This window comes from Methylobacterium sp. WL19 (assembly GCF_008040005.1).
GTDB lineage: Bacteria > Pseudomonadota > Alphaproteobacteria > Rhizobiales > Beijerinckiaceae > Methylobacterium > Methylobacterium bullatum.
This window is the reverse complement of the sequence record NZ_VRVC01000070.1, coordinates 1-26,910: the sequence shown is the minus strand read 5'-3', so window position 1 is coordinate 26,910 and position 26,910 is coordinate 1. Positions and strand designations below refer to the sequence as shown.

At 66.7% G+C, this 26,910-nt stretch carries 26 protein-coding genes and 2 pseudogenes; 21 read left to right on the top strand and 7 right to left on the bottom strand.

The window, feature by feature from the left end:
- A pseudogene (locus FV220_RS14865) lies at positions 1-297 on the bottom strand (hypothetical protein); the annotation flags it as partial.
- Between the two features lie 359 nt (positions 298-656).
- Here FV220_RS14865 and FV220_RS14860 point away from each other — a divergent pair.
- The 3 genes from FV220_RS14860 (at position 657) to FV220_RS14850 (ending at position 4,252) form a co-directional block, all read left to right on the top strand.
- Complete coding sequence (locus FV220_RS14860) at positions 657-2,003, top strand: Nramp family divalent metal transporter (RefSeq protein ID WP_056146035.1); 1,347 nt, start codon at positions 657-659, stop codon at positions 2,001-2,003.
- Between the two features lie 187 nt (positions 2,004-2,190).
- The gene (locus FV220_RS14855; protein WP_147832252.1) at positions 2,191-3,567 is read left to right on the top strand and encodes a carbohydrate porin; all 1,377 of its coding nucleotides are present in this window, start codon (positions 2,191-2,193) and stop codon (positions 3,565-3,567) included.
- A 508-nt stretch (positions 3,568-4,075) separates the two neighbouring features.
- The gene (locus FV220_RS14850) at positions 4,076-4,252 is read left to right on the top strand and encodes a DUF1328 domain-containing protein (RefSeq protein ID WP_003599466.1); all 177 of its coding nucleotides are present in this window, start codon (positions 4,076-4,078) and stop codon (positions 4,250-4,252) included.
- A gap of 148 nt (positions 4,253-4,400) precedes the next feature.
- Here FV220_RS14850 and FV220_RS26140 read toward each other — a convergent pair whose 3' ends face one another.
- Positions 4,401-4,703, bottom strand: a complete 303-nt coding sequence (locus FV220_RS26140) for a NepR family anti-sigma factor (RefSeq protein WP_147832250.1) — start codon at positions 4,701-4,703, stop codon at positions 4,401-4,403.
- 116 nt (positions 4,704-4,819) lie between these two features.
- Here FV220_RS26140 and FV220_RS14840 point away from each other — a divergent pair, with 116 nt between their 5' ends.
- Both FV220_RS14840 and FV220_RS14835 read left to right on the top strand, forming a co-directional pair.
- On the top strand, positions 4,820-5,620 hold the full coding sequence (locus FV220_RS14840) for a response regulator (RefSeq protein ID WP_018042423.1): 801 nt from the start codon (positions 4,820-4,822) through the stop codon (positions 5,618-5,620).
- Between the two features lie 423 nt (positions 5,621-6,043).
- Positions 6,044-6,427 carry a hypothetical protein gene (locus tag FV220_RS14835; protein ID WP_056146043.1) on the top strand — a complete coding sequence of 128 codons (384 nt, stop codon included), beginning with the start codon at positions 6,044-6,046 and terminating at the stop codon, positions 6,425-6,427.
- Between the two features lie 337 nt (positions 6,428-6,764).
- On the opposite strand, the gene FV220_RS26505 is transcribed toward FV220_RS14835, so the two are convergent.
- Positions 6,765-6,959 carry a KGG domain-containing protein gene (locus tag FV220_RS26505; RefSeq protein WP_027172650.1) on the bottom strand — a complete coding sequence of 65 codons (195 nt, stop codon included), beginning with the start codon at positions 6,957-6,959 and terminating at the stop codon, positions 6,765-6,767.
- 345 nt (positions 6,960-7,304) lie between these two features.
- Between FV220_RS26505 and FV220_RS14825 the strand changes: the two genes are divergently transcribed.
- Positions 7,305-7,748: a cyclic nucleotide-binding domain-containing protein gene (locus tag FV220_RS14825; RefSeq protein ID WP_018042425.1), complete on the top strand. Its 444-nt coding sequence runs from the start codon at positions 7,305-7,307 to the stop codon at positions 7,746-7,748.
- A 10-nt stretch (positions 7,749-7,758) separates the two neighbouring features.
- Here FV220_RS14825 and FV220_RS14820 read toward each other — a convergent pair whose 3' ends face one another.
- On the bottom strand, positions 7,759-8,202 hold the full coding sequence (locus tag FV220_RS14820) for a VOC family protein (protein ID WP_018042426.1): 444 nt from the start codon (positions 8,200-8,202) through the stop codon (positions 7,759-7,761).
- Positions 8,203-8,407: 205 nt separating this feature from the next.
- Between FV220_RS14820 and FV220_RS14815 the strand changes: the two genes are divergently transcribed.
- From FV220_RS14815 to wrbA, 9 genes are all read left to right on the top strand, one after another.
- Positions 8,408-9,244, top strand: coding sequence for an N-acetylmuramoyl-L-alanine amidase (locus tag FV220_RS14815; protein WP_147832249.1), 837 nt, complete (start codon positions 8,408-8,410; stop codon positions 9,242-9,244).
- A gap of 83 nt (positions 9,245-9,327) precedes the next feature.
- Complete coding sequence (locus tag FV220_RS14810; RefSeq protein WP_056146051.1) at positions 9,328-10,005, top strand: L,D-transpeptidase; 678 nt, start codon at positions 9,328-9,330, stop codon at positions 10,003-10,005.
- Positions 10,006-10,338: 333 nt separating this feature from the next.
- Positions 10,339-13,017, top strand: coding sequence for a pyruvate, phosphate dikinase (ppdK, locus tag FV220_RS14805; protein WP_147832247.1), 2,679 nt, complete (start codon positions 10,339-10,341; stop codon positions 13,015-13,017).
- A 209-nt stretch (positions 13,018-13,226) separates the two neighbouring features.
- Positions 13,227-13,484, top strand: coding sequence for a hypothetical protein (locus FV220_RS14800; protein WP_147832246.1), 258 nt, complete (start codon positions 13,227-13,229; stop codon positions 13,482-13,484).
- A 231-nt stretch (positions 13,485-13,715) separates the two neighbouring features.
- Complete coding sequence (locus FV220_RS14795; protein WP_147832244.1) at positions 13,716-14,687, top strand: cell wall hydrolase; 972 nt, start codon at positions 13,716-13,718, stop codon at positions 14,685-14,687.
- A gap of 207 nt (positions 14,688-14,894) precedes the next feature.
- On the top strand, positions 14,895-15,521 hold the full coding sequence (locus FV220_RS14790) for a hypothetical protein (protein ID WP_147832242.1): 627 nt from the start codon (positions 14,895-14,897) through the stop codon (positions 15,519-15,521).
- A 112-nt stretch (positions 15,522-15,633) separates the two neighbouring features.
- The gene (locus tag FV220_RS14785) at positions 15,634-16,620 is read left to right on the top strand and encodes an MDR family oxidoreductase (RefSeq protein ID WP_147832240.1); all 987 of its coding nucleotides are present in this window, start codon (positions 15,634-15,636) and stop codon (positions 16,618-16,620) included.
- A 42-nt stretch (positions 16,621-16,662) separates the two neighbouring features.
- Positions 16,663-17,124 (top strand): transcription elongation factor GreA, encoded by a 462-nt coding sequence (gene greA / locus FV220_RS14780; RefSeq protein WP_018042434.1) that lies wholly within the window; start codon positions 16,663-16,665, stop codon positions 17,122-17,124.
- Positions 17,125-17,369: 245 nt separating this feature from the next.
- Positions 17,370-17,969: an NAD(P)H:quinone oxidoreductase gene (wrbA, locus tag FV220_RS14775; protein ID WP_147832238.1), complete on the top strand. Its 600-nt coding sequence runs from the start codon at positions 17,370-17,372 to the stop codon at positions 17,967-17,969.
- Between the two features lie 193 nt (positions 17,970-18,162).
- Here wrbA and FV220_RS14770 read toward each other — a convergent pair whose 3' ends face one another.
- On the bottom strand, positions 18,163-19,155 hold the full coding sequence (locus tag FV220_RS14770; RefSeq protein ID WP_147832236.1) for an L-threonylcarbamoyladenylate synthase: 993 nt from the start codon (positions 19,153-19,155) through the stop codon (positions 18,163-18,165).
- 186 nt (positions 19,156-19,341) lie between these two features.
- Here FV220_RS14770 and FV220_RS14765 point away from each other — a divergent pair, with 186 nt between their 5' ends.
- The 6 genes and pseudogenes from FV220_RS14765 (at position 19,342) to FV220_RS14735 (ending at position 25,886) form a co-directional block, all read left to right on the top strand.
- A complete protein-coding gene (locus FV220_RS14765; protein ID WP_147832234.1) occupies positions 19,342-21,108 on the top strand; it encodes an acyl-CoA dehydrogenase in 1,767 nt (588 codons plus the stop codon).
- A gap of 427 nt (positions 21,109-21,535) precedes the next feature.
- A complete protein-coding gene (locus tag FV220_RS14755) occupies positions 21,536-22,294 on the top strand; it encodes an enoyl-CoA hydratase-related protein (RefSeq protein ID WP_147832232.1) in 759 nt (252 codons plus the stop codon).
- Positions 22,291-23,148, top strand: a complete 858-nt coding sequence (locus tag FV220_RS14750) for an SDR family NAD(P)-dependent oxidoreductase (protein ID WP_056146079.1) — start codon at positions 22,291-22,293, stop codon at positions 23,146-23,148. Before FV220_RS14755 ends, FV220_RS14750 begins: the two co-directional genes overlap by 4 nt.
- Positions 23,149-23,158: 10 nt before the next feature.
- Positions 23,159-24,025: an NAD(P)-dependent oxidoreductase gene (locus FV220_RS14745; protein WP_056146081.1), complete on the top strand. Its 867-nt coding sequence runs from the start codon at positions 23,159-23,161 to the stop codon at positions 24,023-24,025.
- A gap of 10 nt (positions 24,026-24,035) precedes the next feature.
- Complete coding sequence (locus FV220_RS14740) at positions 24,036-25,040, top strand: magnesium transporter CorA family protein (RefSeq protein ID WP_018042441.1); 1,005 nt, start codon at positions 24,036-24,038, stop codon at positions 25,038-25,040.
- Positions 25,041-25,125: 85 nt separating this feature from the next.
- Positions 25,126-25,886, top strand: a pseudogene (locus FV220_RS14735) (SOS response-associated peptidase).
- A 17-nt stretch (positions 25,887-25,903) separates the two neighbouring features.
- Here FV220_RS14735 and FV220_RS25535 read toward each other — a convergent pair.
- Positions 25,904-26,059: a hypothetical protein gene (locus FV220_RS25535; RefSeq protein ID WP_187273426.1), complete on the bottom strand. Its 156-nt coding sequence runs from the start codon at positions 26,057-26,059 to the stop codon at positions 25,904-25,906.
- 174 nt (positions 26,060-26,233) lie between these two features.
- A partial coding sequence (locus FV220_RS14730; protein WP_147832230.1) for a methyltransferase occupies positions 26,234-26,910 on the bottom strand: 677 nt, incomplete at its 5' end.

The window sequence follows — 26,910 nt, the reverse complement described above, 5'->3', positions numbered from 1 at the left end:
GGCGGGGGAGGGGCGCGTGAGACGCGCGAGGCGTGGCGTCTGGCGCGGCGCCTGGACCGCCGTGATGCGGCTCGTCGTGGGAAGGGAGGCGTAGCGGGGCCGGGAAGGGCGCGGCATCGAGACTGGCGCGGGCTGCGGCTTCACCGCCGGACCGCGAAACATCTCTTCGAAGAAACTGAAGATGCCTCCCTGCTCGGAGGCCTGAACCAGGCTCGATCCGGCAACGACACCGCCGAGTCCGAGGACCAGCCCGGCTATGACCGGGGCGACGACGCGCGTCCGCGCCGCGACACTCATCCGTCTCCTGCCGGGGTTCGTCGACCGCATCGTTTTCTCAACCCTTCGGCAACCATCCGCTAGGACGCCCGTCCTGCCTAAGGCCGAGGCGAGCGCCTTCGCAACGGGGGTAGACCACCGAGTTTCGCCCATCGGCGAAGGGCCGATTCCTCCCCGTGCATCCCGCCGGAGGCCCGACAGGGGAACAGGAGAGCGCACCCGCCCCCCACTCGGCAGCGGGCGTCTCGTGCCCCCTTACGCCACGCACAGGACGGAGGCGCAGGTCCCTATCTTAGCCTTTGTTTTTCATTATAGCCGATGCTATATGCCGTTCCGGGTGCAGTGCGGTACCCACGATTCAGCTCGACGGAAGACGCGGCATGGACAGGCTCGACGAAGACCGGGGGTGGCGCTTCAGCCGCGAGACGAACGAACAGCCGAGCCTCGGGCGCATGAATGCCAGCATTCCCGTGCTGTCCCACGGCTCCTGGCTGCGGCGGCTGCTGGCCTTCATCGGGCCGGGCTACATGATCTCCGTCGGCTACATGGACCCGGGCAACTGGGCCACCGACATCGCGGGCGGATCGCAATTCGGCTACACGCTGCTGGCCGTCATCCTGCTCTCGAACCTCATGGCGATCGTGCTGCAGGCCCTCTCGGCCCGGCTCGGCATCGCCACCGGCCGCGACCTCGCCCAGGCCTGCCGCGATCATTATCCCCGGCCCGTCAGCTTCGTGCTGTGGATCGCCTGCGAGGCGGCGATCATCGCCTGCGACCTCGCCGAGGTCATCGGCACCGCCATCGCCCTCAAGCTGCTCTTCGGCATTCCCCTCGTCATCGGGGCGATCATCACCGCCCTCGACGTGTTCCTGATCCTGCTGCTGATGCGGCGCGGCTTCCGGGCGCTCGAAGCCTTCGTGATCGCGCTGCTGCTGGTGATCTTCGTGTGCTTCGGCATCCAGATCGCGCTCGCCGCGCCTCCGATCCAGGCGGTGCTCGCGGGTTTCATCCCCTCGTCGCAGATCGTCACCAACCCGGCCGCCCTCTACATCGCCATCGGCATCATCGGCGCCACCGTCATGCCGCATAACCTCTACCTGCACTCCTCCATCGTGCAAACGCGAGCCTATCCCCGCACCGAGGAAGGACGCCGGGGCGCCCTGCGCTTCGCGGTGACGGATTCGACCATCGCCCTGATGCTGGCGCTCTTCGTCAATGCCGCGATCCTCATCATGGCCGCATCGGTGTTCCATTCCACCGGGCGCACCGACGTGCAGGAGATCGAGCAGGCCTACGAATTGCTGTCGCCGCTGCTCGGGGCCGGCATCGCCTCCACCCTGTTCGCCGTGGCGCTCCTGGCCTCGGGGCTCAACTCCACCGTCACCGCGACGCTGGCGGGCCAGATCATCATGGAAGGCTTCCTGCGCCTGCGCATTCCCGACTGGGCGCGGCGCCTGATCACGCGCGGCATCGCCATCGTCCCCGTCGTCGTCGTGACGGGGCTCTACGGGGAAGAGGGCACGGCGCGCCTCCTGGTGCTCAGCCAGGTCGTCCTGTCCATGCAACTGCCCTTCGCCGTGATCCCGCTCGTGCGCTTCGTGTCGGACAAGCAGAAGATGGGCGCCCTGGTGATTCCGGCCTGGCTGAAGCTCCTCGCCTGGGTGATCGCCGCCATCATCGTCGTCCTGAACGTCAAGCTCCTGGTGGACACCGTCACGGGCGCCTGACGCATAGGGTCCGACGCCCGCTTCCCTGACGGGCGGCGGGCGCACACCACACAGCCCCCACCGGGCCGCGCCGCGGCACCGGGCGGTGAAGCTTTGCCCAATCATATAGCATAGGCTATACTATCGAGAAGAGGCGTCGATGATCAGCATGAGGATGATCGCACGACGACAGAGGGCGCCGACACGGATGGTCGCCGCCGTTTTCGCATTCCTGACGGCCGATCCCGCATGGTCGGACCCCGGCGAGACGGGCGCCGTGGACGATCGTCCGGCGCAATCGGCTCCGCTGGAGCCCGACCGTCCCCCCTCCATCCAGACGTCGCTCGGTGCATTCGGGGATCCGGGTGGGTTCCGAAGCCTGCTGGCGGCGCGGGGCATTGACTACAACCTGCTCTATACGAACGAGGTCCTCGGCAACCTGTCCGGCGGGGTGAGGCAGGGCGCGATCCATGCCGGCAAGTTCGAGACCGCCGTCACGGTCGATTTCGACCGTCTCGCCGGCTGGACCGGATGGAGCGGCTTCGCCAACGTCTTCCAGATCCACGATACCGGCGGCCTGCGCGACCGGAGTTTCCATCGGCTCATCACGGTCAGCAACATCGAAGCCTATCCCTCGACGCGCCTTTCGGAACTCTGGTTGGAGCGGACCTCGGAGGACCGGCACTTGAGCCTGCGCTTCGGGCAATTGGTGGCGGATGGAGAGTTCTTCTCGTCCGAGACCGGCAAGATCTTCATCAGCAACGACTGGCCGACCATCACCGGGGCCAATCTTCCGAGCGGCGGCCCCGCCTATCCGATCTCGACCCCCGGCATGAGGCTACGCTGGACGCCCGATGCTTCGGTGAGCGGGCTCGTCGCCATCTTCAACGGCGATCCCGGCGATCAGGCGAGCGTCAACCGGACAGGTTTGAATTTTCGACTGAACGACGCCCCCCTAGTGATGGGCGAGGTCCAGTTTCGCGCGGTGCCCGGCGCCGACGGGCTCGGTCGAAGTGTGAAGCTCGGCGCGTACCGGCATTTCGGACGTTTCGACGATGACCGCTACGACCGGACGGGACTTTCCCTGGCAAACCCACGCAGCGGCGGCTCGGCCCGCCGCCACGCCGTCACCAGCGGCGCCTATGCGGTCGTTGATGCGCAGCTGTATCGGCCCGCGGGCGGCAACGAGACCGATGGAATCTCCGCCTATGCCCGCCTTTCGACGAGCCCTTCGGACCGGAACCTCATCGATCTCTGGGCTGATGGGGGCATCGTGGTCACGGGCCTGACACCCGGCCGTCCGAAGGACGCCTTCGGCCTGAGCTTCATCTACGCGCGAATCGGCGAGAACGCCCGGCGCTACGCCCTGGACCGGCTCTCTTTCGGCAACGAGTTCCACGTTCCGCGCAGCTACGAAGCCACGATCGAAGCGACCTATCTTTTCGCGGTCACGTCCGGTTGGACGATCCAACCGGACATCCAATACGTCTTCAACCCCGGAGGCGGTGCCGCCGATCCGAACCGCCCGGGCCAGCGCATGAAGGGCGGCGCCGTGTTCGGCCTCCGCTCGACCCTCACCTACTGATCAGCGCCGACGTGCGCCCCGCACCCGAACCGGCACAAGCTGGGGAGTGGGGGACGTGCCCTCGACGACCTGTACGAATCCGCGAGCGGCAGCGGCGACCGCATCGAGGAAGCGTCGTGCGATTGATGCGGCCTGCGACTCTCTCATCAGATTGCATCCGTGTTCGGGAACAGGTGACGAACGCCACATGGGACACTGGGTTCCACTCTGACGTCAACAGCTATGTGGGTCTGTCCTCAGGGCGCCGACAAGAGACCCGTCGATATGACGCATGTCTGCGATGCGCGCGCGGCCGGACGGACATCACATCCACCTCAGACAGACGCAGGAAGGGCGTGAGTCCAAATGGGAGAACCTGGAGTCCCGCAAGCCGCGACCACGACGAGCGACGGCCGAAAATCAATCGTGACCGCTTTGTGTCAAAGTCAGGAACCGGCCGGAGAACTTGGCGTTATTGCTGTCATGAGGTCGCGGCACAGGTCGCGCCAGCTTCAAAAGGATCCGGACCATGCTTGGTTGGGCTGTAACATTCCTCGTCGTCGCTCTCGTGGCCGCTCTGCTTGGCTTTGGTGGTATTGCCGGCACCGCCATGGAAGCCGCAAAGCTCGTCTTCTTCGTCGCCATCGTCCTGTTCGCCATCTCGGCCGTGATCGGCTTGATGCGCGGTCGCTCGCCGACCCTCTAACGGGCGGACGTCTCGGCGCAACGGCGTCGAATAGGCACGGAAACGAGAAAGCCGCCGGATGATCCGGCGGCTTTTCTTCAATCGTCGCCCGGTCTGACGACCGCCATCGTGCCGGTGCACACGTCAGACGAATGATCCGTATTGTAGCCTAAACGTCGTCGAGGGTTTGAACCGAGGATTCGTCCATCCGGGCGATCAGGTCGCGAAAGCGATCCGGGACCGGCTGCTGAACGATGGTGTCGTACATGGCTCGCAAGTGCATGCCGATCCGCTTCTGAGTGAGGTCACTCAAGCGGTGAGAATCGGGGCCTTCTGGTCTCGGCTCATGTACCTGCTCCGATCGCGTCTCCGGCACGGAGATGCGGCCCGTCTCGTCATCGTCCATTCGGTTATCCCCTTGATGCCACGCGGTGGCATCGCCGCGATTGTTTTGCGGCTTGACATAAGTCATGGCTGCACCTGCAACGCAGCGCCATACAATCGGTTCCGGGCCTAGCGGAACACAGCCCATCGATCCGCGTTGTGGCGGTGGCGACCATAAAGAACGGCAGAGCCTAAGGGGATCTAATGTCGACAGCTCAACTCGTCGTGCAACATCTGCCGTACCTGCGCCGCTACGCGCGGGCGCTTACCGGCAGCCAGGTCGCCGGCGATGCCTATGTGGCCGCCACCCTGGAAACGCTCGTGAACGAGCCGGATACGTTGGGGCGCAGCACCAACGTCAAGGCCGACCTGTTCCGCGTCTATACGCGCATCTGGAACTCCCTCTCGGTGAACGGCCAGAGCGATCATGTTCAGCATGATCTGCCCGCCGAAGTGCGACTCGGCCAAATCACGCCGCTGCCTCGTCAGGCGTTCCTGCTGTCGTGCCTCGAAGGCTTCTCCGAAGAGGATGCCGCCGTGATCCTCGAGGTCGACGTCAGCCAGGTGCGGGACCTCGTCGACGAAGCGGGGCGGGAGCTGGCGGCCGACATGGCGACGGAGATCCTCATCATCGAGGACGAGCCGCTGATCGCCATGGACCTCGAAGCCCTCGTGGAAGGACTCGGCCACAACGTGATCGGCGTCGCGCGCACACGGTCCGAGGCGATCAAGATCGCGTCGGAGGGCTCGCGTCCCGGTCTGATCCTGGCGGACATCCAGCTCGCGGACGGCTCGTCGGGCCTCGATGCCGTGAACGACCTGTTGAAGACCTTCGAGGTCCCGGTGATCTTCATCACCGCCTATCCCGAGCGGTTCCTCACCGGAGAACGTCCGGAGCCGGCCTTCCTCATCGCCAAGCCGTTCCAGCCCGCCAATGTGTCGGCGGTGATCAGCCAGGCGCTGTTCTTCCAGCAGAGCGCCCGGCGGCGCGAGAAGACGGCCTGACCAAGGCGCCGCGCAACCCGCGGCAAGCCTCGAACGAAGCACGCAGCCCCGGTCTCGCACCGGGGCTTTTCTTTTGGCGATCCAACCCTTCGGCCATGAAAAAACGGGCCGGACTGAGTCCGACCCGTCAAAAAGTTTCCGGCCAATGCACAAGGGGAATGCGGGGGAGGACCAGGCGGCCGGGTGATTCGATAACGAGCCGGATGCCACACGGTTCCAAAAAATGCATAGGCTGCCGCTTTACGGATTGACGTGATTTTTATGCAACGCCGTCCTGTGGACCGTTTGTCATTGGTGGAAAATTTTTAGCAACAAAGAGGGCCCCGTTCACTAGTCATAAAGTTTTTAGACCAGTCGAGGAACCCGGAACGGTCTGGTTCGGTTATCGAGCATCCTGTCAAGCTCCGTTTGGAGATTACGACAATGCTTCGGTCCGGTTTCATCCTGAGTGTCGGTGGACCTGCAGCACTCCTGACGATGCTGGTGCATCCCATCCTGCAGCGCGAGGCCGACCTTCGGTCACCTCCCGGCGCCACTGTCACGCAGCATGCGCCCGCGACCGTCGCTCCGGCGATCTTCCTCGCTCCAATGGGGGCTACGAAGGCCGGGGGTACGACACTCCGTGTCTCGACAGCGCTCTCCGTCCAGCGTCGGGCTCCCGGAACGGCGTCCGATCAGAATTCGGCTCTGACCGACAAGCCGGTGATGAAACCGCGCCGGACGATGCGCGACGGCTGCGAGGGAGCGATCAGTTCGCTGGCAGGTCCCGAAGCGCGCCGCATGATCCCGGGGCGCTGCATCGCCTGAGGTGTCCCTGAGAGCCTGCTTGATCGGGTCTCTCAGCGGATACTCACGCCAAAGTAGACCTTCCCAACAGACGACCTCATCCTGAGGTGCCGGAGCGTATCGGAGCCCTCCCTCGAGGCCGCTGCGCTGCACCTCAGGATGAGGTGACGCCTTGGACGAACAAGCTGAGTATTCTTTGGGTCGAGAGACCGGAAAAAAGCCCTTCGCTCTTCGCGGAGGGTTTTTTGCTGTCGACGGTAGCTTTCGCGAAACGGAACGGATGGCCGAAGGGCGCCCGCAACGAAAAAGGCGCGCGCCGGCAAACGGCACGCGCCTCGTTTCGATATCGATCCGGGCTCTAATCTTCGCCGTGACGCCCGGGGGTTGTCGACTGGCCACCTTTGCGGCCGGCCGACGAGGCCAATTCGCGATCCTGGGAAAATGAACGCTTTTCCGCCGGAACGCTCCGCCCACCCTTGCTCGCGATCTCGCGTTGCCGCTCCAGATCCATCGATGCAAAACCTCGCTTTGAGGTAGAATTTCCTGATGCCATCAGCGCCTCCTCAGCATGTGGTTCTCGAACTGAACAACCTTCGCCAATATCGATGGTTCCTCGGCCAACCTTACCGAAGACAAATGGCCGCTTCGGTCTGGTCGTGCACGGTCCATCACTGTCGTCATCTGCCTCGGCGAAGCCGGAAATTCGCTGCGGAATGCGGCCGGTCACTCCCATGGATCGGCGGCGGCGGACCGCTTCGGCGATCTCCGCGAGGGTGAGGCATGCGGGTGGATCGGGCGGGGCTGGACAATGGATGGGCAAACCGCATGGATGCGCGGGACGTAGAGGCGCCCGGCTCTGGGCGCCTGCGAGCGGAGCGCTCAGAATGGTCCACGCATCATGACCCTCGACACGGAGGTATCCTCACTGCGACAGGTGCCGTTGTTTCGCGGTGTCGAGCCGTCGCGCCTGAAGCTGCTCGCCTTCACGAGCGAGCGCGTTCATTTCGAGGCCGGCCAGCAGCTCTTCGCCCGAGGCGACGTGGCGGACGCCGCCTACCTTCTTCTGGAAGGCTCGGCGGCGGTGACCATCGATGGAACGTTCGGCCCGTTCCGGCTGGCCCTTCTCGGGCCGAATGCCCTCGTCGGCGAGATGGGTATCCTGGCCGACCAGCCGCGCTCGGCCACCGTCCAGGCGGAGACCCCCATCACGGCGCTCCGCATCGATCGGACCGTCTTCCTCGAACTCCTGGCTCAGTTCCCGCAGATCAGCATCGCCGTCATGCGGGAGCTCGCGCTGCGGCTTGAGCATACGAACCAGCAGTTGGCGGAACGCCGCGCCTGAGCCGAAACCGTCACTCCGTCGGGTAGGTGATGAATTCCATCAACGACCCGTCCGGATCGCGGAAATAGACGCTGATCCCCGCGCCGGCAGCCCCATTGCGATCCACGGGGCCGAGCTCGACAGGGACGCCCTGCGCCGCCAGATGCGCCACCGCGTCGTCGATCGAACCCGACCAGCGGAAGCACAGATCGCTGCCGCCGGGCATCACCGGACGCTCGGCCAGGGGCGTCGGCGACAGCCCCGGACCATGGACGTTCAATTGAACGCCACCGAACCGGTACGCGACACCCTTCCCGCGGGGGATCACCTCGGCCCCGAGCACGTCGCGATAGAAAGCGGTGGACCGCTCCCAATCCGAGACATGGATCACGCAATGGTCGAGGTGGATCGCCGGCCCGAGCTCGGCGAGGGGTTCCTCGATCTCCGCGACCGTGAGCGTCTCAGTATCGGCCATCGCGTCTGCGCCTCGGGTTCCGGCGGCTCGGCCGCGTCGAAGGGAGCATGCCCCGTGCGGACCGGCGGGGCAACGCAGGCCGCGCGGTGGCGCCAGTCGTGTAAACCTGAGATATACCACTAAATCTCAGGTTGCATGGCCCGTCGGCTTTTCCACATGATCGTCCTGCCGCGAATCGCTTGCGGCTCGAGAGGGGGCGGGGATCATGGCGTTCGCGATCAGTGCCAATCAGTTGCGCCGCGATGGCAAACCCGTCACCTCCCTACCATCGCCTTATACCGGCGGAGCACTTCCCTCACCGACGCGCTTTCTGGCGATGCATTTCACCTATGGAGCCAGCGCGAGATCCAGCGCCGAGTGGTTCCAAAGCAAGGACAATCCGGGTTCGTCGGCCCATCTCGTCATCGACCGCGATGGATCGGTCATTCAGTGCGTGCGCTTCGACAAGGTGGCGTGGAATGCCGGCAAATCGACATGGCGCGGCCTGTCCGGCCTGAACCACCATTCCATCGGCATCGAGCTCGCCAATTGGGGGTACCTCAATCCGGCCGGGACCGAATGGAAGACCCATACGGGCATCACCATCGCTCATCCGCACATGGCCACCCATCGGAACGGCAATCCCAACGGCGTGAAGGGGCCGATCGCGTGGGAGGCCTATCCCCCGGTTCAGTTCCAGGCGGCTGCGGAGATCGCGAGGCTCCTCAAGGAGCGCTATGGCGTCGAGGAGATCGTCGGCCATGACGACATCGGTCCTGACCGGAAATGGGACCCCGGCCCCGCCTTCGACATGGAGCGTTTCCGCAGCCTGGTCTTCGGTGGCCGGGCCGACAACGATGGGATCAGCCTCACGGTCGATGTCGCCGAGAGCCTCAACCTGAGGACGGGGCCTGGAACGACGTTCCCCGTGGTCCGGCTGCTGCCCGCCGGGACGCTGGTGGAGCCGATCGAGCGCGATGGCAGATGGCTCGGGGTGAGCGTGCTGAATGCGCAAGGTCAGCCGAGCCAGACGGGCTGGGTCCATGACCACTACCTCTCGTAAATCCGGCCGGACGGGCATGTTCCCTGCTGCTGCGACGTGAAAGACACAACATCAGAGGCCACCGGACGGTAGTCATGAGGGCAATGATCCGCCCGACGACCACTTTCGTGGAGCCCTCCATGCATATCCGCCGCGTCCTTCTCAGCCTGCTCGTCATCGCTCCATTGGCCGCGTGCAATTCCCGTGGCCCGATGACGGTGGCGCAGGATGACGAGGCCGCCTGGTATACGGGCTCGATGCCGGACAAGCCCTACGACGTCCCGCTGGTGGACACGTCGCGGCTCGATCCGAAATATCGTCGGCAGGTCGTGCGCTACACCGGCGCGGAGAAGCCGGGCACCATCGTCGTCGACATCGACAATCGCCAGCTCGCCCTGGTGCAGGAGGACGGCACGGCCCGTCAGTACGGCATCGGCGTCGGCAAGCTCGGCTTCTCCTGGAAGGGCGAGGCGAAGGTCGGCCGCAAGGGCGTGTGGCCGGATTGGAGCCCCACCACCACGATGGTCTCCCTCAACCCCGATCTGCCGCGGACCCGCAAGGGCGGCGTCGACAACCCGCTGGGCGCCCGCGCGCTCTACCTCTACCAGAACAACCGGGACATCCTGTTCCGCATCCACGGCACCAACGAGCCGTGGAGCATCGGCGAGCAGATGTCGTCCGGCTGCGTCCGCATGCTGAACGAAGACATCGTCGACCTGTTCGAGCGGGTTCCCGTCGGCACGCGGGTGCTGGTGCGGCGCAACGGCAAATATCGGGTCTGAGGACGGATCGGGTCCGGGCACGGGGCCGAGACAACGTCATCCGTGAGTGACGGCAACACCGACATCGGCCCTCGATCCTCGATCCTCGATCCTCGGGCGAGGTTCGCCAGGACCGATGATTGCGCGCAAGCGGGCAAAACCGCCGGGTTCCCTCTCGTCGGGGTGACACGCTCTGCATGATGCATATTTGTCACACCGCCGTATGACAAATTTCGTCTCTCGTTACACGCAACGGGCCTCGAACGGCCGTTCATCTTGCGTTGCAGCATGCAATGGTCCAACGCGGCATCTAGGGGTATGCTATCCCGAAGTGTTGCAAGCGGATCAATGACGATGGCGAAGTGGGTCTACTCGTTCGGCGACGGCAAGGCGGAGGGTCAATCCTCCATGCGCAACCTCCTCGGAGGTAAGGGCGCGAACCTTGCCGAGATGTCCAATCTCGGACTCCCAGTCCCTCCGGGCTTCACCATCACCACCGAAGTCTGCACCTGGTACTACGACAACGGTCGCCAATACCCGGCCGAGCTGAAGGCCGAGGTCCAGGCCGCCCTCGATGCGGTGGGTGCGCTCACCGGGCGCGGCTTCGGCGATCCCAAGAACCCGCTCCTCGTCTCCGTCCGTTCCGGTGCCCGCGCCTCCATGCCGGGCATGATGGACACGGTGCTGAACCTCGGCCTGAACGACACCACCGTCGAAGCCCTGGCCGAGGGCGCCGGCGATCCGCGCTTCGCCTACGATTCCTATCGCCGCTTCATCACCATGTACTCGAACGTGGTCCTCGACGTGGAGCACCACGCCTTCGAGGAGGCGCTGGAGCATTACAAGGAGACCAAGGGCTTCAACCTCGACACCGAACTCGGTGCCGAGGACTGGAAGCACATGATCGGTCTCTACAAGAAGATCGTCCGCGACGAGCACGGCTCGGACTTCCCGCAGGACGCGGAAGACCAGCTCTGGGGCGCCATCGGCGCGGTGTTCAGTTCCTGGATGATCCCGCGCGCCAAGAAGTACCGCGAGCTCAACGGCATCCCCGAGAGCTGGGGCACGGCGGTCAACGTCCAGGCCATGGTGTTCGGCAACATGGGCGACACCTCGGCCACCGGCGTCGCCTTCACCCGCAACCCCTCCACCGGCGAGAGGGCGCTCTACGGCGAGTTCCTCATCAACGCCCAGGGCGAAGACGTGGTGGCGGGTATCCGCACGCCGCAGGACATCACCGAGAAGGCGCGGATCGAGGCCAAGTCCGACAAGCCGTCGATGGAGCGGGCGATGCCCGAATCCTATGCCGAACTGGTGCGGATCTATGGGCTGCTCGAGACCCATTACCGCGACATGCAGGACATGGAGTTCACCATCGAGAGCGGAAAGCTCTGGATGCTCCAGACCCGCAACGGCAAGCGCACCGCCAAGGCGGCCCTGCGCATCGCCGTGGATCTCGCCGCCGAAGGCCTGATCACCGAGGAGGAGGCGATCGGCCGGGTCGAGCCCGCCGCCCTCGACCAGCTCCTCCACCCCACCATCGACCCGAAAGCCGAGCGCAAGATCATCGCCTCCGGCCTGCCGGCATCCCCGGGTGCGGCCACCGGCGAGATCGTGTTCAACTCCGAGGATGCCGAGGCCGCCCGCAAGGCCGAGCGCAAGTGTATTCTCGTGCGGATCGAGACCAGCCCCGAGGACATCCACGGGATGCACGCCTCCGAGGGCATCCTCACTACGCGCGGCGGCATGACCTCCCACGCCGCCGTGGTCGCCCGCGGCATGGGCAAGCCCTGCGTCTCGGGCGTGGGCACGATCCGCGTCGACTACAAGGCCGGTACCCTCACGGTAGCGGGCACGACGCTGAAGGCCGGCGACAAGATCACCATCGACGGCTCCACCGGCCAGGTCCTCCTCGGCGAAGTGAAGATGCTCGAGCCGTCGCTCTCCGGTGAATTCGCGACCCTGATGGGCTGGGCCGACAAGGTTCGCACCATGAAGGTGCGCACCAATGCCGACACGCCCACCGATGCCCGCGCCGCCCGCAACTTCGGCGCGGAAGGCATCGGCCTGTGCCGCACCGAACACATGTTCTTCGAAGGGGACCGGATCGTCGCCGTCCGCGAGATGATCCTCGCCGACGACGTCGAGGGCCGCCGCTCGGCCTTGGCGAAGATCCTGCCCTATCAGCGCCAGGACTTCGTCGAGCTGTTCACGATCATGTCCGGCCTGCCGGTGACGATCCGCCTGCTCGATCCGCCGCTGCACGAGTTCCTGCCGCATACCGATGCGGAAGTGCAGGATGTGGCCAAGAGCACCGGCGTGTCCGAGGAGAAGCTCCGCCGCCGGATGACCGAGCTGCACGAGTTCAACCCGATGCTCGGCTTCCGCGGCTGCCGCCTCGCCATCGCCTTCCCGGAGATCGCCGAGATGCAGGCCCGCGCCATCTTCGAGGCCGCCGTCCAGGCCGCCAAGGAGACGGATGCCCCCGTCACCGCCGAGATCATGGTTCCGCTGGTCTTCACCCAGATGGAGTTCGACATCGTCAAGGCGCGCATCGACGCCATGGCGAAGGCCGTCACCGAGGAGACCGGCGCGGCGCTGTCCTACCAGGTCGGCACCATGATCGAGTTGCCGCGCGCGGCCCTTCGCGCCGGGGACATCGCCAAGACCGCCGAGTTCTTCTCCTTCGGCACCAACGACCTGACGCAGACCGCGCTCGGCATCTCGCGCGACGACGCCGCGACGTTCCTCGGGGCCTATACCCAGAAGGGCATCCTATCGGCCGATCCGTTCATCTCGATCGATCAGGAAGGCGTGGGCGAACTGGTCCGCATCGGCGTCGAGCGGGGCAGGGCGGTCCGCCCCGACATCAAGCTCGGCATCTGCGGCGAGCATGGCGGCGATCCGGCCTCGATCCATTTCTGCCAGGAGGTCGGCCTCGATTACGTGTCGTGCTCGCCCTACCGCGTGCCGATCGCGCGTCTCGCCGCCGCTCAGGCAGCGCTCGAGATGCGGGACAAGACCCGCGCCTGAGTGCCGGACCTTGAGACTTTGAAGACTGGAAAGGGCGGCCGATGGCCGCCCTTTTTCGTGGCGCTGCGCCATTGGAAATTTCGTTGAATAAATCTCCGAATACCCCTTGAACCGATGTCGCTTCGGCACGTTGAGTGCTAGTGCCAGACCAAAGCGCGACGACGCTCCCGGCTGGGTGGGATGGCATTGAACGCGCGGGAACGCCGACCATGAGCGACTCGAGCCAACCCCCTGTATTCCTCTCCGAAACCTCGCATGCCGTGCCCGTGCCACGGGTCGTCCAGCAGGCCTATATCTGGGTCGTCTCGGCGCTCGGCGGTGTCGCGACCATCGCTCTTCTCGTCTTCGCGGTCGCGACGCAGAGCAGTGCCGATGCGGAGCGCATTGCCGAGAGCAAGGGACGCTCCAGCGTCAATGCTCTCGTGGGCGCCCTCGCGGTGACACACGGTCGCCCCGGAAACCTCTGATCGCTCTCCAATACGTCCGAACAACTTCGCGACGACCGTCCGAGGTCTTCGCGAGACGCGATCACGTTCATCGTCTTAAGACACTCGCAACCATAACGCCCGATAGTTTGGATCATCCCTTCTGGTCACCCATGCGCGTGACCAGCGAGGCCAGGTCCGTAACCGGGTTGTTTGGTCGTGAGTACGAAACGCGTTCGCCGCCCCTGCCAAAAGCCCTGGTTTCGCGCCTCCATGGTGCCTTGGACCCTCGCCCTCGGCTTCGTTGTCTCCTTCACGGCAAGCGCCGGAACCGACCCGTCCGCCTCCGGCCTCACGGGGCAGGGCGGAGCGAGGATCGCCTTGCGGCTGCCCCATGATACGCCGGGGGTTCGTCGCCGCGTCGATGCGAAGGCGACGGAACGGCTCTATCCGAACCATGAGGCAGGTGCCGGCTTGGACATGAAGGCGCCCGTCGTGAGGGTCGGCCTGTCGAGAGCCGATACAGGCCTTCTCGTCCCCGGCTCCGCGATCTGGTCGCCCGACCTCGAACCGGCTTCGGGTTTCACCCCCCCGCACGAGATGGCCGCCGAGGAAGAGACCGATGAACCGTCGGACGGCGCCACCCCGGCCATTCCCCGCGCCATCGCCTTGTCGTCCACGACACCGGCCCCGGCGGATGCCACGCCCATCGAAGTCGCGGCGGCTAGCCTGTTGATTCCCGGCTTTTCGCCGCGAAAGGATCTCGGCTCCGGCATCACCGAGACCGTCCCCGAGGACGCCCGGCACCGCTATGCCGACCTGATCGTCCCCGATTCCATCGACCGCGAGCAACGCTGCCTCGCCGAAGCGGTCTATTTCGAGGCCCGGAGCGAGCCCGAGGACGGCCAGGCGGCCGTCGCCCAAGTCGTGCTCAACCGCGTGAAAAGCGGTCTCTACCCGTCGAATGTCTGCGGCGTCGTCTACCAGAACCGCCATCGCTACATGGGCTGCCAGTTCTCCTTCGCCTGCGAGGGCAAGTCCCTGCGCATCACCGACGGCCCCTCCTGGCAGAGCGCCACCCGCATCGCCAGCGCGGTGATCGAAGGCCGCACCTATCTCAGCGAGGTCGGAGGCGCCACGCATTACCATGCCGATTACGTAAAGCCGGGCTGGTCCCGGCGCCTGCAGAAGATGGACGTGATCGGACGTCATATCTTCTACCAGTTGAAGCGCGGCCAGACCTGAGACCGGTTTAACGACCCGTGAATCGAACGAAAGCGCTTTACTTAAGCAGGATGAAGATTGCGTAGTGTTAAGCCAGGGTTAATTTTACCCTGATCTGCGATAGAGCTTGCTCCGAGCGCAACTTGACCGCCTCTAATGCGTCGAAGGCTGCGCACCAACGCTGGGTGCGCGCCCATCACACCGCATTTCAGTGTCGAGGATTCGAGCATGACCGCGCCGGTCACCCATTTCCCATTGTCCGCCTCCGCCCTCGCCGGCGCCCTGTTCGGTGCATCGATCCTCGCGACATCGGCTCAGGCCGGGGGCTGCGGCGGGGCCGAATGTTACCGGCATGTCACGACCCCTCCGGTCTACGACACCGTGTCCGAGCGCGTTCTCGTCCGCCCCGCCCGCACCGTCTACCGCTCGATTCCTCCGGTCTACGAGACCGTCTCCGAACAGGTTCAGGTCTCGCCCGGCGGCCGCGTCTGGCAGACGCGGCGTGATGCCTATGGCGAGACGATCGGATGCTGGGTCGAGATTCCGCCGCGCTTCGCCGTCCGCCACCGCCGGATCCTGGCCCAGCCCGGCCAGACCATCCCGGAGACGATTCCCGCAGAATACGCCAGCGTCCAGCACTCCGTCCTGGTCTCGCGCGGCCGGTCCGGCTGGGTGCCGGCCCATTCCGGCCCCGGTTATGGAGGTCCCGGTTATGCCGGCCCCGGTTATGTCGGCTCCCACCGTGCTCCGGTCATCGGCTCGATCCCCGACGCCTTCGGCATCACCGGCGCCAGTTCGGCCGATATCGGGGTCGGCCTCGGCTTTTCCACCGGCAGCATCTACGACGGCTACTGATCGACCGCGAGGCGACGCCTCCCCGGCCCCGGGCGCATCCGCGCTCGGGGCCGGCTTGATTCACGCCCGCCCCGCCACAGGTCATCACCGAAGCGTGAGGAGACCGACGGACATGGCGACGTTCAAGGCATGGGTGGTCGAGAAGGGCGAGGCGGGCCAGAACCTTCGCTTCACCGATTTCGACGAAGCGAACCTGATGGACGGCGACGTCACCGTCCGGGTCACCCACTCGACCCTCAATTACAAGGACGGACTGGCGATGACCGGTCGCTCGCCCGTGGTGCGCCGCTTCCCCATGATCCCCGGCATCGACTTCTCCGGCGTGGTCGAGAGCTCGGAGCATCCGGACTACAAGCCCGGCGATGCGGTAGTGCTCACCGGCTGGGGCGTGGGTGAGAGCCATCTCGGCGCCTATGCCGAGCGCGCGCGGGTGAGGGGCGATTGGCTCGTTCCGTTGCCGGACGGTTTGAAACCCGAAGAGGCGATGGCGGTCGGCACCGCCGGCTATACCGCCATGCTCTGTGTCATGGCGCTCGATGCCCATGGACTCAGACCCTCCGATGGACCGGCCATCGTCACGGGCGCCTCCGGTGGTGTCGGATCGGTGGCGGTGGCGCTTCTGGCGAGAGCCGGGTGGCACGTCATCGCCGTCACCGGGCGCGCCGGCGAAGCGGATTACCTCACATCCCTCGGCGCCTCCGAGATCCTGGACCGGGCCGAACTCGCCAATCCCGGCAAGCCCCTGGCGAAGGAGCGCTGGGCGGCCGGGATCGACGCGGTGGGCTCGACGACCCTCGCCAATCTCCTCGCCGCCACCAAGGCGGACGGGGCCATCGCGGCCTGCGGCCTCGCCGGCGGCATGGACCTGCCGACATCGGTAGCGCCCTTCATCCTGCGCGGCGTCAGCCTGTTCGGCATCAATAGCGTCACCACGCCCCTGCCGAAGCGCCGGCAAGCCTGGGCGAGGATCGCGAAGGAGCTCGACCGGGACCTCCTCGCCAGGATGACGAGCACCGTGCCCCTCGCGCAAGTCGGGGCGCTCGCGGAAGACATCCTCGCGGGACGGATTCGTGGCCGCACCGTCGTCACCATCGGCTGAGGGCAAGCGGAACCGTTTCGATCCCGGAGCATTGCCGTTTCCATGAGCAGTGCATTCGTCAAAGAGCGTGAGGGCGGCGAGGCCTTCGAGGATCTTCCCGATCGTCCGATCTCGCCCCACACCAATTTCGTCACCCCCCAGGGGCTCGCCCAGATGGAGGCAGAGGTGGCGCGGCTGCAGTCGGAGTTCTCCGCGCTGACGCCGGGGGCCAAGGCCGATGAGGCCCGTGTCACCCGCGACCTCGCCTACTGGACGGCCCGGCTCGGCTCGGCCGAACTGGTGGAGCCCATGAGCGGCGACACCGTGCATTTCGGCTCCACCGTCACGATCGTCAAAGAAGACGACACCAAGCAGACGTTCCGCATCGTCGGCGAGGACGAGGCCGATCCTGCGAAAGGGTCGATTTCCTATGTCTCGCCCATGGCCAAGGCGCTCACCGGCAAAAGCGTGGGCGACAGCGTCGAAGTGAATGGGCACGAGGTCGAGATCGAGTCGATCGCCTGAACGGCGGGCAGCCGGATTTTTTCCGGCGACTTCTCTGAACCTAGCCGACGCGCGCCGAGCGTGACGGCTCTCCGCGTTCGGCCAGATTTCGTCCCGTGAACGCCCGCGCTTTTCACGCGCTGCGACGGAGTCCGGTGGGCCTCAGGCTGCTTTCGTGGCCCATGGCCCTTTCACGCGCCCTGGGCGGACCGATATACCGCCAAGCTTGGAGCCGCGGCGCGGCTCCCATCGATGGAGTGAGCAGGATGGCGAAGGTACTGGTTCTCTACTACTCGTCCTGGGGACACGTTGAGCAGATGGCGAACGCCATCGCGCAGGGTGCACGAGAGGCCGGGGCCGAGGTCAGCGTCAAGCGCGTGCCGGAGCTCGTCCCCGACGATGTCGCCAAACAGTTTCACTACAAGCTCGACCAGCAGGCGCCCATCGCCACCGTGGACGAGCTGGCCGATTACGACGCGATCATCTTCGGTACGCCCACACGTTACGGCAACATGGCCGCCCAGATGAAGCAGTTCATCGACCAGACCGGTGGTCTCTGGGCGCAGGGCAAGCTGATCGGCAAGGTCGGCTCGGTCTTCACCTCCACCGCCTCCCAGCATGGCGGTCAGGAGACGACCATCACGAGCTTCCACACCGTGCTCTTCCATCACGGCATGGTCGTCGTCGGGCTGCCCTACGCCTTCGCCGGGCAGAACGGTGTCGAGCAGGTGAAGGGTGGCACGCCCTATGGCGCATCCACGATCGCCGATGGCGACGGGAGCCGCCAGCCGGCCGGCATCGAACTCGATGGCGCCCGCTACCAGGGCAGGCACGTGGCCGGCATCGCCGCCAAGCTCGCCGGCTGATCGAGCGTCGGCACATGACAGGCCTCGCGCATCGCGCGGGGCTTTCGACGTCGGGAAGTGCTGCAGCGACCAAGAAAAAAGGCTCGGATAAATCCGAGCCTTGAGGGGGAGAAGGTCATTGGGGGCTGAACCGACCTTCGTGACTTTGAAACGTGCTCGTCGTGGATGAGTTCCGCGGTTTGCAGAAAAAAATTCAGCGGGGTGCCGCAGCTCGGCGCAGCCTGTCGTTGATCGCTTCTCCGAGCCCCGTCCGAGGGATCGGAGCGACGGCGATGGTCCCGGTTCCCACCTCGTCGAGCCGGCGCAGCGCCGAGAACAGGGCGGCGGCAGCCTCCCGCAGGTCTCCTGCCGCGCTCAGGTTCAGGCGCGCTGTCGCCGCTTCCGCTCCGGGCGGGTCTACGGGGCCGAAGAGCAGGGCCGCCTCGTGCGGTTCGACCCGCGATGCCTCCAGCCGCACGGCGGCCCTCGGCGCGTAATGGGACGCAAGAAGACCGGGGCCGATCGGCGCGTCGGCGGATTCGTGACCGGCATCGAGGGCAAATCCCAGGATCGCCTCGACCGCCTCCCGCGTCACGCCGCCGGGACGCAACAGGCGTGCGCGACCGTCGAGACAGGCGACGACCGTGGATTCCAAGCCGACCGGGGTACTCCCGCCATTGAGGATTGCGGCGATGCGGCCGTCGAGATCGGCGAGGACGTGCTCGGCACGGGTCGGGCTCACACGGCCCGAGCGATTGGCGGAGGGCGCCGCCACCGGCCGTCCGACTTTTTCGAGCAGGGACAGGGCGACGGGATTGGCCGGGACGCGCAGGGCCACGCTGGGGAGACCGGCGCGGGCGAGGTCGCTCACGGTCCCGCCCGACGCCGCCGGGACGACCAGTGTCAACGGACCGGGCCAGAACGCCTCTGCGAGCCGCAGGGCGGTACCGTCGAACATGCCCTCGCGCCGGGCGGCATCGAGACCGGGCAGATGGGCGATCAACGGATTGAAGCTCGGCCGCTCCTTGGCCGCGTAGATCCGCGCGACGGCCCGGGCGTCGGAGGCATCGGCGCCGAGGCCGTAGACCGTTTCCGTGGGAAACGCGACGAGCCCGCCGTTCCGCAGAAGCCGCGCGGAGCGCTCGATCCCGGCCTCGTCGATGTCCAGCCTCAACGTTTCGCCGGGGATTGACCCGAGATCGTTCATATCTAAACTATTCCCTGCCTGAAGGGCGTCGGGCTCGGTGCCGCATCATCGACAGGGACTGCCTATCCCCGTGAACCCGTCTTGCCTATGCCTGGGAGCACATGGCGCGACGGGGCGTATCGCCGGGTCGGCGCGCGCGTCAAACTCAGGTGAAGCGTCGCTCGAGACGACGCGGGAGGACCATCCATGACCTATCGCACGCCAGTCGCCGAAATCAGCTTCGCCCTGCGCCACGTGGCGGGGCTCGATGCCGCCATCGCCTCGGGAGCACATGGCGACCTGACGATGGAGGATGCGGACGCGATCCTTCAGGAGGCGGGCCGGGTGGCGGATGCGGTGATCGCGCCGCTCAACCCGGTGGGGGACCGCCAGGGTGCCCGTCTCGCCGACGGCTCGGTCACCACGTCGCCGGGCTGGCGCGAGGCCTATCGCACCTGGATCGAGGGCGGCTGGAACGGCCTCAGCGCCGAGGCCGATCACGGCGGCCAGGGCCTGCCCCTCCTGCTGAACGCGGCCTGCAGCGAGATGTGGAATGCCGGCAGCATCAGCTTCGCCCTGTGTCCGCTCCTCACCGCCGGCGGGATCGAGGCGCTGGCCAAGCACGGCTCCGACGATCTCAAGGAGCGCTATCTCGGAAAACTCATCTCCGGTGAATGGACCGCCACGATGAACCTCACCGAGCCCCAGGCGGGGTCGGATCTGTCGCTGCTGCGCAGCCGGGCGGAGCCCGCCGGCGACGGGATCTACCGGATCGTCGGCTCGAAGATCTACATCACCTATGGCGAGCACGACCTGACCGATAACATCGTCCACCTCGTCCTCGCCCGGCTGAAGGACGCGCCGGCCGGCACGCGGGGCATCTCCCTGTTCCTGGTGCCGAAGATCCTTCCCGACGGCAGCCGCAACGACCTGCGCTGCTCGGGGCTGGAGCACAAGCTCGGCATCCACGGCTCGCCCACCTGCTCCATGGCCTTCGGCGACAACGGCGGCGCCACGGGCTGGCTCATCGGCGAGGAGAACCGGGGCCTCGCCTGCATGTTCACGATGATGAACTCGGCCCGCCTCAATGTCGGGCTGCAGGGCGTCGGGGTGGCGGAGCGTTCCTATCAGCAGGCGTTGGCCTATGCCCGCGACCGGCGCCAGGGCAAGGCGGCGGGCTCGTCCGATCCCGTCAGCCCCATCGTCGACCATGCAGACGTGCAGCGCATGCTGCTGACGATGAAGGCCTATACGGCGGCCGCGCGGGGCATCTGCTACCTCACGGCGCAAGCTCTCGACGCGGCGCGCGGGGCCGAGGGCAAGGCCGGGCTCGACCGGGCGTCGCTGCTGACCCCCGTGGCCAAGGCCTTCTCCACCGACATCGCCAACGAAGTGACGTCGCTGGGCGTTCAGGTCCATGGCGGCATGGGCTTCGTGGAGGAGACGGGCGCGGCACAGCACATGCGCGACGCCCGCATCCTCGCCATCTACGAGGGCACCAACGGCATCCAGGCCATCGACCTCGTGGCGCGCAAGCTGCCGCTGAATGGCGGGGCGACCGTGCGGGCGCAGCTGGCCTCCATGCGTCGCGTGGCAGAGGCCGTGCAGAAGGATGCGACACCGGCCTTCGGCCATCTCGGGCCGCGCCTCCGCGCCGGGATCGAAAGCCTCGACCGGGCGACGAGCTACCTCCTCAAGGCGCTGGCCTCCAACCGGCCGGAGGAGGCCCAAGCCGGCGCGACGCCGTATCTGCGCCTGTTCGGCCTCGCGCAGGGCGCGACCTGCCTCGCCCTTGCGGCTTTGGCCTCGAATGCCGCCCTCAAGACCGGCGAGACCGATCCCGCCCACGGCGCCCGCATCGCGCTGGCGCGGTTCTTCGCCGAGAACCTCCTCACGGCGGCGGGCGGGCTGGAACAGAGCGTCGTCGACGGCGGCGGTTTCACGCAGGACGGTATGCTGGCTTTGGCGGGGTGAGCACGAAGACTCTCCCCCCAACGGATCCAGTGCTTGTCCGTGGTTTTCATCCCAGGCGCCCAACTCGGGACGGCCCGACTTGGGGTTAGAGGGAGCAACTGGAGATGAAAGGGGAGGATGCATCAAGCGGAGCGACGGGTACGCATCCCCTCGCCCCGCCTGCGGGGAGAGGGCCGCGACGACCTTGTCGTCGACGCGGCGAGGCGGCAGCCGACGGTGAGGGGGTGGACCCGAAGGAGTCTCATCCGGAATCGCCCCCTCACCCTCGCTTCGGCTTCGCCTCTCGCTCATCGCGGACACGACAAGGTGCCCGCGATCCTCTCCCCGCACGCGGGGAGAGGGGGCTCCCTCCTCCGTTCGACGAAGCGGCCACATGCGATAGCTCTGCTGCAAAGGGGAGAGGGATCGCCGGAAAGCGAGAACACACATGACCGATCACATCGCGATCCACGACAGACCGGACGGCGTCCGCCTGATCCGCCTCGACCGGCCGGAGAAGAAGAACGCGCTCACCGGCGCCATGTACGATGCCATGCGCGACGCGCTCGCTGAGGCGGATTCATCTGAGAGTATCGGCGCCATCGTCTTCGCCGGGGCGCCGGGCGCGTTCAGCGCCGGCAACGACCTCGCCGATTTCGTCGCCGGCGCGCGAAAACCCTTCACCGAGGCGCCGGCCCTTCACTTCATCCGCCAGCTCGCCCGGACGACGACACCGATGGTGGCGGCGGTGGACGGGATCGCGGTGGGGATCGGCACGACGCTGACGCTGCATTGCGACCTTGTCTATGCGAGCCCGGCCGCGCGGTTCCGGATGCCGTTCGTGGAACTCGGCCTCGTGCCGGAAGCGGCCTCGTCCTACCTGCTGCCGCGCCGGGTCGGGATCCTGAAGGCCACCGAACTCCTCCTTCTGTCGCAACCGTTCGATGCGGAGGAAGTTCTGCGCCTCGGCCTCGTCAACGCCATCGCGCCGAGCGACCTCCTGCTCGATCACGCCTTGGCCCAGGCGGCGCGCCTCGCCGCGCTTCCGCCCGGTGCCGTCGCCGCGACGCGCAGGCTCATTCGCGGCAATCAAGCCGAGGTCGAGGCGGCGCTCGAAGCGGAGGCCGTGGCCTTCGAAGCACGGCTGCGGGCGCCCGAGGCACAGGAGGCGTTCGCGCGCTTTCTCGGCAAGTCGAAAGCCTCATGAGCGGGCGCGCCGCCGTCCCGGATCTGAGCCGGACGATCTGCCTCGTCGCGGGCGCCTCACGGGGAGTCGGCCGGGGCATCGCCCGCGGGCTGGGAGAGGCCGGGGCCACGGTGATCGTCACGGCCCGGTCGAGCGAGACGGGGCCGCGCACCGAGGGCCGGCCAGAGACCATCGAGGACACCGCCCGCGAGGTCGATGCCGCCGGGGGCGAGGGCCACCACTACCTTTGCGACCACACCAGCGAGCGGGCGGTGGACGGCCTCGTCCATTGGGCGCTGCGTCGCTTCGGCCGGATCGACGTGGCGGTCTCGAGCGTCTGGGGCGGCAACGAAGGCTTCGACGGGGAGAGCTACGCCGACGGGATCGAATGGGGCACGCCGTTCTGGCGTCGCTCCGCCGAGTCGTTCTCGCAGGTCTTCGAGACCGGCCCCTATCCGGCGCTGCTCCTCGCCAGAGCCGTCGCGCCGGCGATGGTCTCGGCCAAACGCGGCCTCATCGCCTTCGTCTCGTTCGACACCGAGACCGGCTACCTCGGCGACGTGTTCTACGATCTCGCCAAGGCCAGCACCAACCGGCTCGCCTTCGCCTGTGCCCGGGAACTCGCCCCACACGGGGTCACCGCGCTCGGCCTATCGCCCGGCTTCGTCCTCACGGAGCGGGCGCGGGACAACGGCCATGCCGACCGGGCGACGGAGAGCCCGCTCTATGCGGGACGGGCGCTGGCGGCCCTCGCCGCCGATCCCGATGTCCAGGCCCGTGCCGGGCGCATCCTGCACGCGGGCGATCTCGCCGCCGAATACGGCTTCACCGACGCCGACGGCACGACGCCGCCGCGTTTTCAACTCGGATCGTGAGAAGACGGCCATGACGGATTCGAAGTCCCTGAAGGGCAAGACCCTCTTCATCACCGGCGCCTCGCGCGGCATCGGCCTCGCCATCGGTCTCCGCGCCGCCCGCGACGGCGCCAACGTCGCCATCGCCGCCAAGACCGACACGCCGCACCCGAAGCTCGACGGCACGATCCACACGGCGGCGGCCGCCATCGAGGCGGCGGGCGGGCGCGCCCTGCCGCTCATCGTCGACGTGCGCGACGAGGAGGGCGTCGCCTCGGCCATCGCGCGGACCGCGGAGACCTTCGGCGGCATCGACATCGTGGTGAACAATGCGAGTGCGATCTCGCTCACCCGCACGCCGCAGACGGAGATGAAGCGCTTCGACCTGATGCACCAGATCAACACGCGCGGAACCTACATGGTCTCGAAACATGCGATCCCCTATCTGGAAAAGGCGCCAAACCCGCATATCCTGATGCTGTCGCCGCCCCTCGACATGGCGGAGAAGTGGTTCGCGCCGCATCTCGCCTACACCATGGCCAAGTTCGGCATGTCCCTCTGCGTCCTCGGGCTTGCCGGCGAGCTGCGCAGGCAGGGCATCGCGGTGAACGCCCTGTGGCCGCGCACCACCATCGCCACGGCGGCGGTGCGCAACCTCCTCGGCGGCGAAGCGCTGATCCAGGCGAGCCGGACGCCGGAGATCGTCGCCGATGCGGCCCATGCCCTGTTCCTGAAACCGTCGCGCGAGGTCACCGGCCGCTTCCTCATCGACGACAGCTTCCTCGCCGAGCAAGGTGTCACGGACTTCACACAATACCGCGTCACACCCGGCATACCCCTTGCGCCGGACTTCTTCGTGCCGGATGCGAACACACCGCCTTCCGGGGCCCTCGCCTGAGACGTAAAGCGTGATTTTCATCCATCAGCCGATCGCCGGCCCCGGGCACATCCTGCTCGACCGCCGTCCCCTCGAACTGCAGGACCCCATTCCCGACGAGACCGTCTGGCTCGACATGATCCGCCCGACGCGGGAGGAAGACCTCAAGGTCGAGGCCTTCATGGGCATCTCGGTGCCGACCCGCGAGGAGATGAAGGACATCGAGCCCTCCGAGCTCCTCTACGTGGAGGACGGTGCGCGCTACATGACCGGCCGGGTGCTGAGCAAAGTCAGCGACGCGGATGAGCCGGGGCTGGCCGGCATCACATTCATCCTGCGCGGCAACCGCCTCGTGACGGTGCGCTACGAGGAGCCCCAGGCCTTCCGCATGTACACCCAGCGGGCCGGACGCTCGACGGGCAACGGACCCTCGGCCGCTCCGTCGGGCGAGACGATTCTCGCCGGGCTGATCGAGACCGTGATCGACCGGGCGGCGGACGTGCTCCAGCTCCAGGGAGAGCGGATCGACCGGCTCTCGGGCAAGATTTTCGAGGAGAAGGCGGACCCTTCGGCCCGCAACACCGCCCTGCAGGATACGCTGCGGGCGCTCGGACGCCTGGGCGACCTGATCTCGAAGCAGCGCGAGAGCCTGGTCTCCATGGAGCGCATCCTGCTCTCGCTCTCGGCGACCTACCGCACCACCAAGGCGCCGCGGGAACTGCGCGAGGACGTACGCTCGACCCTGCGCGATCTGCAGTCGCTCGAGGAGCACGCGACCTTCCTATCCTCGAAAATCCAGTTCCTCCTCGACGCGACACTGGGCCTCGTGAATCTCGAGCAGAACAACATCATCAAGCTGTTCTCGGTCATGGCGGTGGTGTTCATGCCGCCCACCCTCATCGCCTCGATCTACGGCATGAACTTCAAGGCGATGCCCGAGCTCGACTGGACCTTCGGCTATCCCATGGCCGTGGTGATGATGGTGGTGGCCGCCGTGCTGCCGTATGTGTTCTTTCGCTGGAAGAAATGGCTGTAGGGCAGGATGGATCTCGTGCGTCCCCGGACTTTCGGCACCGCTCATCGGGCTCGTCCTGCAATGGACGGCGGGCGAAGGTAAGCAGATGTGCGGCCGCTTCCTCATTCAGCAAGATCCGAACGTCTTCCGGTCGTTCTACGGCTATCCCGAGCAGCCGAATTTCCCGGCGCGCTACAACGTGGCGCCGACGCAGCCGGTGCCGATCGTGCTGGCGGAACGCGGCGAGCGGCATTTCCGGCTCATGCGCTGGGGCTTCCTGCCGGGCTGGCTGAAGGACCCGAAGGGCTTTCCGCTCATCATCAACGCGCGCGTCGAGACGGTGCTGGAGAAGGCGACGTTCCGGGGGGCCATCCGCCACCGCCGCTGCGTCTTCCTCGCCGACGGGTTCTACGAATGGCGCCGGGAGGGAACCGGCAAGGCCATGACGCGCACGCCCTACATGATCCGCCGGGCGGACGGGGCGCCGATGGCGCTCGCGGGTGTGTGGGAGAACTGGCTCGGGGCCGACGGGTCCGAGATCGACACCGCCGCCATCGTCACCACGGGCGCCAACGGCACCATGGCGGCGATCCACGACGAATGCCGGCCATCCTATCGCCAGAGGCCATCGAGCCCTGGCTCGACCATCTCGGCACGGAGCCGCGCGATGCGGTCTCATTGTGCCGGCCGTGCCCCGACCAATGGCTGACCCTCGACGTGGTGAGCGCGAGGGTCAACGACGCACGCAACGAAGGCGCGGACCTCGCCGTCCCGGTCGGCCGGGCCAGACCGGAGACGGTCTTCGACATTCCGCCGGACGAGCGCCCGTTATCCAGCGACGAGGACGCTCAGGGGACGTTGTTCTGACCGAAGGGCGCGGGCGTTCAGGGTTGGGGGCGGGACGAGGCTCGCTCGTCGGCTCCGCGACGAAAGTCGTTGTAGACGTCGAGGAGAGCCCAGCCGGCGGTCAGCAGGGAGAAACCGGCGACGGCCGTGACGATGGCTGCGGAAACCAGCAGCTTGGCGGTGAAGACGTCCACGACGAATGGTCCTGATTGGGGGAGCGACTTTGCTCCTCCCAACATGGCGATGGCCATCCACGCCGGCCATGGGATTTCGAGCGCGGCTGCCATGACCTCGCGGAGCCCTGCCGCGTGCCGCAGCGCACCGCGACCCTAAGAACAGGCGGTGTCCGCGACCGTCGGGGCCGGTCCCTACCTCAGCGAGGGCCTGCGCTTGGCGACATCCTTGCGGAACACGCCCACCATTTCGAGATGGCTCGAATACTTGAACTGGTCGACGGGGACGACCCGTTCGAGGCGATAGCCGCCCTCGATCAGCGTCGCCGCATCGCGGGCGAACGAGCCGATGTCGCAGGCGACGCCGATGACCAGGGGCACTTTCGATTCCGCGATGCGCTTGGCCTGGGCCTGGGCTCCGGCGCGCGGCGGATCGAACACCACGGCGTCGAAGGTCTCGAGTTCGATGGGCAGGAGCGGCCGGCGGAAGAGGTCGCGGGTCTCGCTCGTGATCCGGCGCAGGCCGCGCGTGGCACGAAACGCCCGGTCGAGGCTGGCGATCGCCGCCGCCTCGCCCTCTACCGCATGGACATCCCGCGTGCGGGCCATGGCGAGGGTGAACGGGCCGGCTCCGGAAAACAGGTCGACCACGCGCTTCACGCGCTTGTCGAGGGCGGAGACCACGAGTTCGGCAAGCATCGCCTCGCCCGCTTCCGTCGCCTGCAGGAAGCCCCCCGGCGGCGGCACGAGGCGGGTCTCGCCGGTGGTGATCGCGGGCGCGCGGCGCTCCACCACGATGTCGCCGTGCAGGGACAGGCGCGCGAGGTCGAGCTCGCCGGCCAGCCGCACCAGCGTGGCGCGCAGGCCTTCGC

Coding starts and splice junctions, on each gene's coding strand:
- FV220_RS14860 (WP_056146035.1), top strand. CDS start 657: ATGGACAGGCTCGACGAAGACCGGGGGTGGCGCTTCAGCCGCGAGACG.
- FV220_RS14855 (WP_147832252.1), top strand. CDS start 2,191: ATGGTCGCCGCCGTTTTCGCATTCCTGACGGCCGATCCCGCATGGTCG.
- FV220_RS14850 (WP_003599466.1), top strand. CDS start 4,076: ATGCTTGGTTGGGCTGTAACATTCCTCGTCGTCGCTCTCGTGGCCGCT.
- FV220_RS26140 (WP_147832250.1), bottom strand. CDS start 4,703: ATGACTTATGTCAAGCCGCAAAACAATCGCGGCGATGCCACCGCGTGG.
- FV220_RS14840 (WP_018042423.1), top strand. CDS start 4,820: ATGTCGACAGCTCAACTCGTCGTGCAACATCTGCCGTACCTGCGCCGC.
- FV220_RS14835 (WP_056146043.1), top strand. CDS start 6,044: ATGCTTCGGTCCGGTTTCATCCTGAGTGTCGGTGGACCTGCAGCACTC.
- FV220_RS26505 (WP_027172650.1), bottom strand. CDS start 6,959: ATGGCATCAGGAAATTCTACCTCAAAGCGAGGTTTTGCATCGATGGAT.
- FV220_RS14825 (WP_018042425.1), top strand. CDS start 7,305: ATGACCCTCGACACGGAGGTATCCTCACTGCGACAGGTGCCGTTGTTT.
- FV220_RS14820 (WP_018042426.1), bottom strand. CDS start 8,202: ATGGCCGATACTGAGACGCTCACGGTCGCGGAGATCGAGGAACCCCTC.
- FV220_RS14815 (WP_147832249.1), top strand. CDS start 8,408: ATGGCGTTCGCGATCAGTGCCAATCAGTTGCGCCGCGATGGCAAACCC.
- FV220_RS14810 (WP_056146051.1), top strand. CDS start 9,328: ATGATCCGCCCGACGACCACTTTCGTGGAGCCCTCCATGCATATCCGC.
- ppdK (WP_147832247.1), top strand. CDS start 10,339: ATGGCGAAGTGGGTCTACTCGTTCGGCGACGGCAAGGCGGAGGGTCAA.
- FV220_RS14800 (WP_147832246.1), top strand. CDS start 13,227: ATGAGCGACTCGAGCCAACCCCCTGTATTCCTCTCCGAAACCTCGCAT.
- FV220_RS14795 (WP_147832244.1), top strand. CDS start 13,716: ATGGTGCCTTGGACCCTCGCCCTCGGCTTCGTTGTCTCCTTCACGGCA.
- FV220_RS14790 (WP_147832242.1), top strand. CDS start 14,895: ATGACCGCGCCGGTCACCCATTTCCCATTGTCCGCCTCCGCCCTCGCC.
- FV220_RS14785 (WP_147832240.1), top strand. CDS start 15,634: ATGGCGACGTTCAAGGCATGGGTGGTCGAGAAGGGCGAGGCGGGCCAG.
- greA (WP_018042434.1), top strand. CDS start 16,663: ATGAGCAGTGCATTCGTCAAAGAGCGTGAGGGCGGCGAGGCCTTCGAG.
- wrbA (WP_147832238.1), top strand. CDS start 17,370: ATGGCGAAGGTACTGGTTCTCTACTACTCGTCCTGGGGACACGTTGAG.
- FV220_RS14770 (WP_147832236.1), bottom strand. CDS start 19,155: ATGAACGATCTCGGGTCAATCCCCGGCGAAACGTTGAGGCTGGACATC.
- FV220_RS14765 (WP_147832234.1), top strand. CDS start 19,342: ATGACCTATCGCACGCCAGTCGCCGAAATCAGCTTCGCCCTGCGCCAC.
- FV220_RS14755 (WP_147832232.1), top strand. CDS start 21,536: ATGACCGATCACATCGCGATCCACGACAGACCGGACGGCGTCCGCCTG.
- FV220_RS14750 (WP_056146079.1), top strand. CDS start 22,291: ATGAGCGGGCGCGCCGCCGTCCCGGATCTGAGCCGGACGATCTGCCTC.
- FV220_RS14745 (WP_056146081.1), top strand. CDS start 23,159: ATGACGGATTCGAAGTCCCTGAAGGGCAAGACCCTCTTCATCACCGGC.